Genomic DNA, 12,844 nt, shown 5'->3' on the forward strand with positions numbered 1-12,844 from the left:
CTACTTAATCGAACTTTATTTAACTTTATCCGACTTGGGAAACTTTTGCCTACCATTTCGCGGCCCGCAAGCCGAGATTTTCCGAAAAAAGTAGATACACAATCCTACTTTTTGCTGCTGACAGAGAGAATTTAGTTTGTTATAAATGAAGGTGGGCAGAGTTAAAGGTTAGCTACCAATAACTAATCAGTCCAGATTACATACTGAAATCCTTTTGTAATCAGAGTTCGTCTATATGTAGGTATGTGTTAAAACCAATGTGTAACAGCTAACCATACCTACCTTTTTGAACTAAATGGCATCTATTTTCACATCGCCTGAATAGGCTATAATTGCTGGCAATGATTAAATATCATCGTCGGGGCTGAGTATGGCAATTACCATATTTGATAGCATATTCTTGGCAAAATGTAGCCTAGCAAATCGTATAAACTATGGATAGTTTAAACCATGAGAATTAGCCAAGAAACTCACCTAAATGATTTAATCCAACAAGTCAAAGATGCTCAAGCCCAATACGCCACTTACAGCCAAAAACAGGTAGACAAAATTTTCCAAGTCGCTGCTTTAGCCGCCAACGCATCCCGGATTAATCTGGCTCAAATGGCCGTAGAAGAAACGGGAATGGGAGTAGTAGAAGACAAGGTAATCAAAAATCACTTTGCTTCTGAATACATTTACAACAAATACAAAGGCGAAAAAACCTGTGATGTTATCGAATCTGACCCCCATTATGGCTGGCAAAAAATCGCTGAACCCCTAGGAATTGTGGCGGGAATTATCCCGACAACTAATCCGACATCTACGGCTATTTTTAAAGCCTTATTAGCCCTCAAAACCCGCAATGGTATTATCTTTTCTCCTCACCCCAGAGCCACAGAATGCACGATTAAAGCTGCCAAAATTATCCTAGATGCTGCGGTAGCTGCTGGCGCACCAAAGGGAATTATTGGATGGATAGATAACCCAACTCTCCAATGGTCTCAAGAGTTGATGCAGCATCCTGATATCAGCCTAATTTTAGCAACAGGCGGACCGGGAATGGTGCAGGCTGCTTATTCATCTGGACATCCTAGCATGGGGGTAGGTTCTGGGAATACTCCGGCGATTATTGATGCAACTGCAGACCTAAAAATGGCTGTTTCTTCTATCTTAATTAGCAAAACTTTTGACAATGGTATGATTTGCGCTTCTGAACAAGCAGTAATTGTTCAAGATGAGGTGTATACCAGTGTTAAGCAGGAGTTGATAGCTAGGGGCGGTTATTTTCTGAAACAGCAGGAAAAAGAAGCCATCCGACAACTGATTCTCAAAGATGGGCGATTAAATCCAGAAATTGTGGGTCAGTCGGTGCAAAAATTGGCAGAAATGGCAGGTATTCAAGTACAAGAAAATACTAAAGTTCTGATAGGGGAGGTGACGAAAGTTGGGGTTAATGAACCTCTATCTTATGAAAAGCTATCGCCAATTTTGGCAATGTATCGGGCTAGTAGTTTCCCCGCAGCAGTTGAGACCGCCCAAAAGTTAATTATTTTTGGTGGTAAAGGACATACATCTGTTTTGTATACTCATCCTGGGAATAGCGAACATATCAAATATTTTGAAAGTCGCTTGCAAACTGGGCGGGTCTTAATTAATACTCCTTCTTCTCAGGGGGCTATTGGCGACGTTTACAATTTCCGACTGTCTCCTTCTCTGACTTTAGGATGCGGTAGTTGGGGGGGTAATTCGATTAGCGAAAATGTGGAACCTCACCATTTATTAAACATTAAAAATGTCGCGCAACGTCGGGAAAATATGTTGTGGTTCCGAGTGCCGCCCAAAATTTACTTTAAGGGGGGATGTTTACCAGTAGCCCTGGGAGAGTTACAGGGTAAAAAACGGGCTTTTATTGTGACGGATAAACCTCTGTTTGATATGGGATTAGTTACGCAAGTTACGGAGGTGTTAGACCGGATAGGAGTACCCCATTATGTGTTCTATGATGTGGAACCAGACCCGAAACTTTCTAATATTAATAAAGGGGTGGAACTTATGAATAGTTATCAGCCCGATATTATCATCGCTTTTGGTGGCGGTTCCCCCATGGATGCGGCTAAAATTATGTGGCTGATGTACGAACATCCGGAAATTGAGTTTGACGGTTTGGCGACGCGATTTATGGATATTCGGAAGCGGGTTTATGCTTTACCAGAACTAGGAAATAAAGCTATTATGGTGGCAATTCCTACTACTTCTGGGACGGGTTCTGAGGTGACACCTTTTGCTGTGGTTACGGACGATCGCACGGGGATTAAATATCCTCTCGCTGATTATGCCCTGACCCCAAATATGGCGATCGTTGATCCGGAATTAACCTTAAATATGCCGAAAAAACTAACGGCTTATGGTGGTATTGATGCGGTGACTCACGCCTTAGAAGCCTATGTCTCAATTTGTGGGTCACAGTTTACTAATGGACTGGCATTAGAGGCATTAGGGTTACTGTTTAAATACTTGCCTTCTGCTTATCAAAATGGCGCAAAAGACCCGAAGGCGCGTGAACAGGTGCATTATGCTGCCACTATTGCTGGCATGGCTTTTGCGAATGCTTTTTTAGGTATTTGTCATTCCCTAGCACACAAATTAGGTTCGACTTTCCATTTACCTCACGGCTTGGCAAATGCTTTAATGATTTCCCATGTGATTCGGTATAATTCTACGGATGCTCCTTTTAAACAGGCGATTTTTCCGCAGTATGAATACCCCCAAGCTAAACAGCGTTATGCAGAAATATCTGACTACCTAAAATTAGGCGGAAATACCCTTGATGAGAAGGTAGAAAAATTGATAGAAGCTGTGGAATACCTCAAGCAACAAATTGAGATTCCACCGACGATTAAACAATCAATAGACATCGAAGAAAAGGAATTTATGAGTAACTTACCTAATTTGGCTAACCAGGCTTTTGATGACCAATGTACTGCTGCTAACCCCCGTTATCCGTTAATTGGTGATTTGCAGAATTTGTACGCTACTGCTTATCATGAACCGGCTGTTAAAAAAGCACCAATTCACCCAGAATGTCAGCCAGAAGAAAGCCGGAAAACTCAACAAACAGAATATCTAAACATGATTGAAAAGTATTGTCAAGGTGGTGACTCGGCTATGGCTGTTGGCGACCTGGATAAGGATACGTTAATCGGGTTAAATGATGCTTGGTGGAAAACTGGGGTTATGTAATCCGATTTAATGGCAGATATTTCCATCAAACTTACTTAACTTTGGGTTTTTGGCGATCGCCATAGCGATCGCCATTTGGTTGACCTGTTTTGAGTAATCATCACTTGACCAAATTCTCCCCAACTATCTGGCTATTGCTGAAAATGCCACCCGCCCAAAAGTTAAAAAAATGTTAATTTTGACTGGGGTTATTAAAGGGGATTGTACAATACAAGGCAATGCTAATAATCAGGAAAATATTAATATGACTACAGCCACTAAAGTTAAGGCTTATGCGGCTTTAAATCCTGGTGAAAAATTGCAACCTTGGGAATATGAACCAGAACCTCTACAGGTTGATGAAGTAGAAATTAGAGTCACTCACAATGGCTTGTGTCATACGGATCTTCACATGAGAGATAATGATTGGAATGTCAGTCAATATCCCCTGGTTCCCGGTCATGAAGTGGTTGGAGAAGTTACGGAAGTTGGGGAAAAAGTGACTTTTCTGCATAAAGGCGATCGCGTAGGAGTTGGCTGGATTAGAAATTCCTGTAGGTCTTGTGACCATTGCTTACAAGGAGAAGAAAATATCTGTCGTGAGGGCTACACAGGTCTGATTGTCGGTCATTATGGGGGGTTTGCTGACCGCCTACGGGTTCCCGCAGATTTTACCTATAAAATACCCGATGCTTTAGACTCCGCCAGCGCCGCCCCCCTATTATGTGCCGGAATTACTGTTTATACGCCCTTGCGGACMTATATAAAACRTSCTGGGATGAAAGTTGGGGTGATGGGAATTGGCGGACTCGGACACTTAGCGATTAAGTTTGCTAGGGCTATGGGGGCTGAAGTTACGGCGTTTTCTACTTCCCTAAATAAACAAGAACAAGCTACAGAATTTGGCGCTCATCACTTCCAACAATGGGGGACGGCTGAACAAATGAAGGCGATCGCCGGAAGTTTTGATCTAGTGCTTTCTACTATCTCTTCAGAAACTGATTGGGATGCGGCTTTTAGCTTGTTAGCTAATAACGGGGTTTTGTGTTTTGTGGGTATCCCAGTTTCGACTTTAAATATACCCCTAATTCCTTTGATTTTTGGTCAAAAAGCTGTGGTGGGTAGCGTTGTCGGCGGTCGGCGGTTTATGGCGGAAATGCTGGAGTTTGCGGCGGTGAATCAGATTAAACCGATGATTGAAACTATGCCATTAAGTCAAATCAATGAAGCCATGGATAAGGTAGCCGCTAATCAAGCCCGCTATCGGATTGTTTTACTACCTGATTAGTCAATAGTTGAAATCACGGCTATATTTACCAGGTTATAGCGCCAAGAGATTTGATCATAATTTTGGCGCTAATTTCTACGGAAGATGGGTTGGTGAACTTTCGGCGGATAATCGACCCATCGCATCAATTATTCCCAGGGAAAAAGCATAACCTGGGGGACAGGGTAATTCATCTGTGGAAAGAGGTAGTGATTCCCCTACCGTTGATAATAATGGGGGCTCTGTGGTAGTTTGGATGCTTTCACAATAGTTAACTCTGGTGATATAATCAGAGGGGGTTTTCCGAAAACTAGGCAGGCTAAAAGTTCCCCAGTCTGTGGGGTCTTTGGGTTGCCAATTTTGTTGGCGTTTGGTATCGGCATCTGACATTTTACCCCCCCATAAAACCGCCACATAACCATAACTATCACTTTGGCGAGGAATGGCGGCTATTTGGACTCCATGATTATTAATAACTTGCACCTCAAAATAATGGGTGGGTAGAGCAATTAATTGTGATAGTTGTTGACGAAATTTCCCAGTATCTAAATAGGCTTTATTTTGGATATTAATATAAGTAGATATGGATTTAATTACCTCTAAATTGCTGGGGCGAATAATCGGCTCATCTCGTGAGGTGGGGGTTTCTTCAATCTTTGCTGATTGTTGGGTGGTTTTCAACACAGAGAAAAAGGCAATAGAAGCGGCGATCGCACTCCCAAACCACAAATAATTGCGATATATATTTTTCGCTTTCCGGGGCTGATTTAGGTCTGTTAAGGCGGCTGAAGCTGATGTATAACGGTTACTTAGACGTGGCGAAATTAGACCATATAAAACTTCCGCTAATTGAGGACTAACAGGATTTTTGCCAAGCCAGTATCGCCATACCCAATTATTATCACCATCAACTAAATTAAACGGTGATGTATTCGTTAATAAATGAATACAGGTAACACCTAAACTATACAGGTCACTAGCAAAAACGGCTTTTCCTCGCAATTGTTCCGGGGCTACAAATTCAGCAGTTCCGATGCTAGTTCCCGTTTTAGCCAGGTTAGTTCCCGTGTGGAGTTTACTCGCCCCAAAGTCTACTAAAAAGAGACGTTTATCGCTTTGTCTACGGATAATATTAGCGGGTTTAACATCCCGATGAATTAGGTTTCTGGCGTGTAGATATTGTAAAATCGGTAAAATTTGATTGAGGATATCTCGGATTTGGCTTTCCCCAAATATCCCCGTTTCTGCGAGTTCTTGTGCTCAGGTCTCTCCGGGGATAAATTCCTGGATAATATACTGTTGTTCATCTATAGCAAAATATGCCAAAAATTTGGGGATTTGGGGATGATTAACTACCTGCAAACTTTGAGCTTCTCGACGGAAGAGGCGAGAGGAGGCCTGAGCATCATTAGTCAGAAGGGGGGAAAATTGTTTAATCGCACAGGGGGGGTGATTAGTTTCGCTTTCATCTATTATCCCTAAATAGGTTCTTCCAAACCCCCCAGACCCAATTTCTCTCAATGCTCGATAGCGATCGCCTAACTTTAATGACTGACCGCAGCGTTCACAGGATACAATATCCTTGGGGTTTTCGTGGCGACAGACGGGATTAAAACAAAGACTCATGATTTTTTCCCCTGGGATATACTTATGGCTTAACTGTAACACAGAGGCTGAGACTATGAGATAATCAACTGTTGATGATTATAATGTCCGTCTGATGAATACAAGTGATAAAATCAAACCCGACTGGGCTGGTGGTGATTTCCTCTCCCAATTTGTCAATCTTCTTATCCAAACTAAGCCGATTTTCAGCGTCATGAAATATCAGGCTAGACGGGTGTTAATTAAAACCGCCGAAAAGAAAGGTATTCCCTGGCGAGAAACTTATCAGCAACTCGAAGGGTCTGACGTGAAAGCCTTACTCCCAGAAATCACTGATACCACAGTAGTTTACCCCGACTATTATCAAGTTCCCTTTCATGCTTATGATGACGGAAATCTTTGCTGGAAAGCTGCTTTTGAGGCGGAGTCTGCTACCTATTCCATGGCTTTGCGAGTATGGCCAAAAGAGGATTTATCATGGCTAACAGCCCAGGAAAGGTTGCGCCACAGTTTTCATCAGGTTTTAGAAAATTATAGCCCTAACCCAGTTCGTGATATTTTAGATATAGGTTGTTCGGTGGGAATCTCTACCCAAGCCTTACATAACTATTATCAACACAGACAAGAAACCTCAATCCGAACAGTAGGCTTAGATTTATCTCCCTATATGTTATCGGTGGCGAAAATGCGGGATACTGAAGGAAAAATTAGTGAGTGGAAACACGCTAACGCTGAGAATACGGGTTTTGCTGATGATTCTTTTGATGTGGTAACTTTACAATTTTTGATTCATGAATTACCACGAACAGCGACGCGGAACATATTTAAAGAAGCCTTACGAATTTTGCGATCGCATGGTGTTTTAGCCATAGTTGATAATAACCCCAAATCTGCCGTCATTCAAAATCTGCCGCCGGTGCTATTTACTTTAATGAAAAGTACAGAACCCTGGACGGATGATTACTATACCTTTGACGTAGAAACCACCTTATCAGAATCCGGCTTTGACTATCAAACCACTGTGGAAACTGACCCCCGTCATCGAACTATTATTGCCATCAAACCTTGAGTTAAAAAATAGGGCGCTATTGCGCCCAATGCAAATCTGCGGTTTTCTAGTTAGGATTTATTGCCAAAAATCTGTTGGCGGAAGGAGTTAACTTCCTGTACTAATTCCTGGCGGGTGGATGCTTTCAGCAGGTAACGGTAAACAAACCAAGCCGCATATCCCATGCCAATTAACTCAAAAGTGGGAGCCACAAAGGGAATATCATTGAGGGCATCAACTACCGCAAATAACACCTTAATTGTCACCAATGCCACCACAATTAACAGGATAGTAACAATAGGTTTTTGATACTCCCCGAAAAACTTGGAAACATAACCCGGTAATTCCGACAAAAAGACAACGACTTTCTCTTTGATTTCTTCAAATTGTTCTTTACTGGGTCCCTCGTCTGTGGTGGGTGTCATACTTCCTCCTGGTAGGGAAGTGGTGGTAGGGTTGGCACTTTTGGTAGGTTCTACCATGTTAAATCTCCTTCGACTTAATACACAATTATCGCTATTGACACTCCCAGCCCTAAAAGGACGGGGATTCTTGGGTCATCGGGGAGTCGGCACTTAACCCCTCGCCAAGCATCTTCACCGTGTGCCCCACGGCTGCAAGTCCACGCCTTGAAGTTGAGTTTTGGCACGAATATCACCCCTACCCTATCACAGAGACGGTCAGCTAGTTTCCAGAAGAAATTCCGCCTGGTATTGCGGATGTATTCCTACAATTGAATCACTTTTAGATCAGCTTTGCGCCGGGCTAGGCATTAAGCCCAATTATCCGGTAAACCGCATTTTTCCAGGGTGTCTCTATCCTGTAATAGTTCTTGAGTGGGTCGATCTACTTTAATTTTGCCCAATCCCAAAATTAGCGATCGCTCTGTTACTCGGCTTACCCATTGTAGATCGTGGGAAGCAATCAATAGGACTTCGATAGGTAAATTAACTAAAATTTCCGCTAAATTACGCCGCCACCAAGGGTCCAGTCCATTGGTCGGCTCATCTAAAATCAAAATGCTAGGATTTAGGGCTAGAATGGCCGCTAAGGTGGCTAAACGTTTCTGACCCCCTGATAGTTCATGGACAGACCGATGAGCCAATTTAGCTAAACCAAATTGGGCTAGTAATTGATGGGCGATTTCTGAGGCTTGGTCATTACTAACCCCATAATTACACGGGCCGAAGATGACATCCTCAAAAATGGTCGGCATAAATAGCTGGTCGTTAGGGTCTTGGAAACCAAAACCTATCTGGCGGCGTATCTGTCGCAGGGTTGACGGTTCTACCAGGGTTCCCTGAATCCAAATCTTGCCACTGTCGGGGGTTTTTAAGCCAATTAGGGTTTCCATGAGTGTACTTTTACCCGTCCCCGTTGGTCCCAAAAGCCCTAGACGTTCTCCTGGGTTCACACTAAAGGAAATTTCTCGCCAAATTGGTTTTTCCCCAGAATAACTAAACGTCAGGTTCTCAACTCTTATACTGCAATTAGATTCACTCATGCGATCGCTTCATCAAAACGCCGTCTATCTTCCAATTGGTCAATAGTCATCAATTATCAATTATCAATTATCAATTATCAACTATCAATTATAGTCGGTTATCAATTATAGTCGGTTATCAATTATAGTCGGTTATCAATTATAGTCGGTTATCAATTATAGTCGGTTATCAATTATAKTCGGTGGGGCGGGTTTATTAAGATGGTCGTCAGACATTCATAATTCACAGCCGAACCCGCCCCTACCTAATTATTAATTATAGTCGGTTATCAATTATAGTCGGTTATCAATTATAGTCGGTTATCAATTATAGTCGGTGGGGCGGGTTTATTAAGATGGTCGTCAGAAATTCATAATTCACAGCCGAACCCGCCCCTACCTAATTATTAATTATAAGTCGGTTATCAATTATAGTCGGTTATCAATTATAGTCGGTTATCAATTATAGTCGGTTATCAATTATAGTCGGTTATCAATTATAGTCGGTGGGGCGGGTTTATTAAGATGGTCGTCAGACATTCATAATTCACAGCCGAACCCGCCCCTACCTAATTATTAATTATAGTCGGTTATCAATTATAGTCGGTTATCAATTATAGTCGGTGGGGCGGGTTTATTAAGATGGTCGTCAGACATTCATAATTCACAGCCGAACCCGCCCCTACCTAATTATTAATTATGATTGAAGCCCCTCCTGCATAATTTGCAACCATTGAATCAGACAATCAAGCTGCTTACTAGGATGTAAGGCCCCCAAACCACGAATTTTTACCTGTTTGCGACCGTAGATAAAGCGAGGTTGTAAATGTTCAGGTAAATTCTGCTTTAATAAATTCCATGCGGGTTCTTCCATCGGTGTTTCTAAAATAATATTCTGCTTAGAATTATCGGGTTTAATGCGAGCAAAACCCAACTTTTTAGCAATTTGTTTTAACTCCATTACCCGGAGTAACTGTTGGGCTGGTGCGGGAATTGTACCATAGCGATCGCTCCAATCTTCCTCAATTCTACTTAATTCTTCCGAATCGTGACAAGATGCCACCGCCCGATAAGCACTCATTTTCTGGTCTAAATCTGTGATATAATCCGACGGGATGAATGCCGTCAAAATCAGATCCACCTGAGTATCATCAACCTGGGGAATTTCCTGTCCGCGCACCTCTTGGATAGCTTCCTGTAGCATTTCGGTATATAAATCAAAACCGATCGCATTCATTTGACCCGACTGTTGCGCCCCCAAAATATCCCCAGCGCCGCGAATTTCCAAATCTCGCATCGCCAATTGATAGCCAGACCCCAACTGGGTGAACTCCTTAATCGCCCTCAGTCGCTTAACCGCATCTTCTGTTAAAGCCGCCTGTCCGTCACCTTTAATCGGATAAAATAGCCAAGCGTGGGCTTGAACTCCCGCCCTCCCCACACGACCGCGCAACTGATACAATTGTCCTAGCCCGAATTTATGGGCATCCTCGACCAGAATAGTATTAACACGGGGGATATCTAAGCCCGACTCAATAATCGTCGTACAGACGAGAATATCAGCCTCTCCGGCGCTAAAAGTGAGCATGATCGACTCCAACTCCCCAGCTTCCATTTGACCATGAGCGATCGCCAATCTAGCACTGGGGACCATTTCTCGAATCGCCGCCGACTTCTCCTCAATACCCTCAATGCGGGGAACCACATAAAACACCTGTCCTCCCCGGTCTAATTCCTGACAAATCGCCGCCCTAATAGTTTCCTGGTTTAAGGGTCCTAAATGGGTTTTAATTGGGCGACGAGAGGGAGGTGGAGTCGTAATTAAACTCATTTCTCGAATACCTGACAACGCCATATACAGCGTCCTCGGAATCGGAGTAGCCGTCAGAGTCAAAACATCCACATGAGTTTTTAGGGCTTTAATTTTCTCCTTTTGATTCACCCCAAAACGCTGTTCTTCATCCACTACCAACAGACCAAAATCCCGAAATTTAATATGTTTCGATAACACCGAATGCGTACCCACAATAATATCAATTTCTCCGGTTATCAACTTCTGTTGAATTAACTTTTTTTCACTAGCGCTACGGAAGCGATTAAGTAATCCAATTTCAATAGGATAAGGCGCAAAACGTTCCTTTAGGGTATGATAATGTTGTTGGGTGAGAATCGTTGTCGGTGCGAGAAATGCCACCTGTTTACCCCCCGTCACTGCTTTAAAAATCGCCCTAATTGCCACTTCCGTTTTACCAAAACCGACATCTCCACAAACCAGGCGATCCATAGGGCGATCGCTTTCCATATCCCGTTTCACATCTTGGCTACATTTCAGTTGGTCGGGAGTCGGTTTATAGGGGAAAGAATCTTCCATTTCCTGCTGCCAAGGTGTATCATGGGGATAGCTAAACCCCGTTTTTTGGGAACGTTCGGCGTAAAGTTTCAGCAAATCAACCGCCAATTTTTTAACAGACTTACGGACTTTTTCCCGATTTTTTTCCCAGGTTTTACCCGTCAACTTATTGAGTTGGGGAACCTTCGACTCTGACCGCCTTAGACGGGATAAAGTCCCCACCTGATCCGCCGCCACTCTTAGGGTTCCATCCGCATATTGTAACACTAAATAATCCCGGATTTCTTGACTAATGGTCAGGCTTTCCAACTTCACAAATTTACCGATTCCATGTTGGCGGTGAACCACATAATCTCCTGGTTGCAGTCGATTCGGGTCTACCTGTTTCGAGGCGGCGCGGCGGCGTTTGCGGATATAACCAGAAGTCGCTAAAGCGTGTTGACCATAAAATTCTCGGTCGGTGACAATTACTAAACGGAAGGTGGGGAGAATAAACCCTTCTAATTCGGCTAGTCCGGTATATTTTAAAGCAATGGGGGTATTACGGATTAATGAGTCTATGGCTGGATAGTCGCGGGGGTTGGGTATAAATTTAGATGGGCAATCATGTTCCGATAACAAAGCCACTGACCGGCTAGGTTGGGCGGAAATTAGAAATACGTTAAATTGGCGATCGCGTTGTTCGCGAATCACCTCGGCAATTTTTCCGAATTGGTGGGGAGTCACTGGGACGGGACGACTCGCTAAGTTTATCGATGCTGTGGAAGGGGAAATCAGAGACGATTTATAATCACTCAGTTCACTCAGATACAGCCTATCAAAACGATGTTCAACCGCCGCTAGGGACTCCTGGAAGCATTGATGAATTGCCGGAATTTCTAGGGATATCCCTTCTGCTGTTACTAGCTTACCTTGTTCATTTTGCCACTGTTCATCAATATGTTCAAACCAGCGATCGCCATGACCTGCACATTGGTCAGGTTCATCAATTACCGCTAAAGTTAATTCCGGTAGGTAATCAATTAAAGAAGCCGGTTTTTGATAGGCTAATCCTAATAGGTGAGATAGTCCGGTTTTGCTGTCGGATATATCCTCAGATTTGAGAGTTTCCAGGGTCTCCGTAGATAGGGACAAATTCCCTTCGATAATCGGACTAAAATGGGTCGGCGTGAGAATTAGCTGATCAACCCGATCAAGCGATCGCTGTGTCACCGGGTCAAGTTCCCGCATCCTTTCTAATTCATCCCCAAACCATTCCAGACGCACCGGAAGTTCTGAAGCCACCGGAAACACATCTACAATATCCCCCCGGCGACTCCACTGCCCCTCTGTTTCCACCACTGTCACCCGTTGATATCCCAACTGGGCTAGTTTTTGGTCTATAGTTTTTCCGGCGCAGGTCATCCCCAACTTCAGGGGGAGACAATAACTCTGGAAGTCACTCACCGGGGGTAGATGGGGTTGTAAAGACCTCTCTGTGGCTACCACCGCCACCCGGTCGGCTTTCCCTCCGTTTCTTGTCACTAAGTCCGCTAATACCTGCATCTGTCCCCAGACCATCTCTTCGCTATAGCTGGGTTCATAGGGGGATGCTTCCGAGGTGGGGTAAAAGTGTACTGTCTGCCACCCCATCACTTCTAGCTGGGCTGACCACCTACCAGCCTCTTCCAAGGTAGCTGTCACCACCAATAGATTTAACCCCGCTTCCTGGGCTAAAGCTGAAGCCACCAGTCCCTTGGGGACACGGGGAAGACCGTTAAGGTGAAGGGCTTGCTGTTGGTTCAGTTTGGTGATCAGTTCAGCCATTAGAGGCGATCGCCCCAAGGCCCGAACTACAGCAGAAAAGGTCATAATTAGTCGGCTGACAACGAAATATTTTTATATTCTATA

The 12,844-nt window shown here is 43.7% G+C and carries 6 protein-coding genes and 1 pseudogene; 3 read left to right on the top strand and 4 right to left on the bottom strand.

Annotation, left to right across the window (positions count from 1 at the left end; translation table 11 throughout):
* The first annotated feature begins 450 nt into the window (after positions 1–450).
* On the top strand, positions 451–3,222 hold the full coding sequence (gene adhE, locus B9T16_RS01695) for a bifunctional acetaldehyde-CoA/alcohol dehydrogenase (protein ID WP_410243981.1): 2,772 nt from the start codon (positions 451–453) through the stop codon (positions 3,220–3,222).
* Between the two features lie 169 nt (positions 3,223–3,391).
* Entirely contained in the window at positions 3,392–4,489 is a 1,098-nt protein-coding gene (locus B9T16_RS01700; RefSeq protein ID WP_410243982.1) for an NAD(P)-dependent alcohol dehydrogenase, read from the top strand.
* Positions 4,490–4,564: 75 nt separating this feature from the next.
* On the opposite strand, the pseudogene B9T16_RS01705 reads toward B9T16_RS01700, so the two are convergent.
* Positions 4,565–6,094: pseudogene (locus tag B9T16_RS01705) on the bottom strand (protein kinase domain-containing protein).
* Positions 6,095–6,188: 94 nt separating this feature from the next.
* Between B9T16_RS01705 and B9T16_RS01710 the strand changes: the two are divergent.
* On the top strand, positions 6,189–7,142 hold the full coding sequence (locus tag B9T16_RS01710) for a class I SAM-dependent methyltransferase (RefSeq protein ID WP_006619102.1): 954 nt from the start codon (positions 6,189–6,191) through the stop codon (positions 7,140–7,142).
* A gap of 50 nt (positions 7,143–7,192) precedes the next feature.
* Here the strand turns inward: B9T16_RS01710 and B9T16_RS01715 are convergent, their stop codons facing one another.
* The 3 genes from B9T16_RS01715 to mfd form a co-directional block, all read right to left on the bottom strand.
* Positions 7,193–7,603, bottom strand: a complete 411-nt coding sequence (locus B9T16_RS01715) for a CAAD domain-containing protein (protein ID WP_006619101.1) — start codon at positions 7,601–7,603, stop codon at positions 7,193–7,195.
* Between the two features lie 290 nt (positions 7,604–7,893).
* Positions 7,894–8,625 carry an energy-coupling factor ABC transporter ATP-binding protein gene (locus B9T16_RS01720; protein ID WP_014276401.1) on the bottom strand — a complete coding sequence of 244 codons (732 nt, stop codon included), beginning with the start codon at positions 8,623–8,625 and terminating at the stop codon, positions 7,894–7,896.
* Positions 8,626–9,301: 676 nt separating this feature from the next.
* Positions 9,302–12,805 carry a transcription-repair coupling factor gene (gene mfd, locus B9T16_RS01725; RefSeq protein WP_410243983.1) on the bottom strand — a complete coding sequence of 1,168 codons (3,504 nt, stop codon included), beginning with the start codon at positions 12,803–12,805 and terminating at the stop codon, positions 9,302–9,304.
* Positions 12,806–12,844 lie beyond the last annotated feature (39 nt).

It is taken from the genome of Arthrospira sp. PCC 8006, from assembly GCF_046480465.1.
Taxonomy (GTDB): Bacteria; Cyanobacteriota; Cyanobacteriia; order Cyanobacteriales; family Microcoleaceae; genus Limnospira; species Limnospira platensis.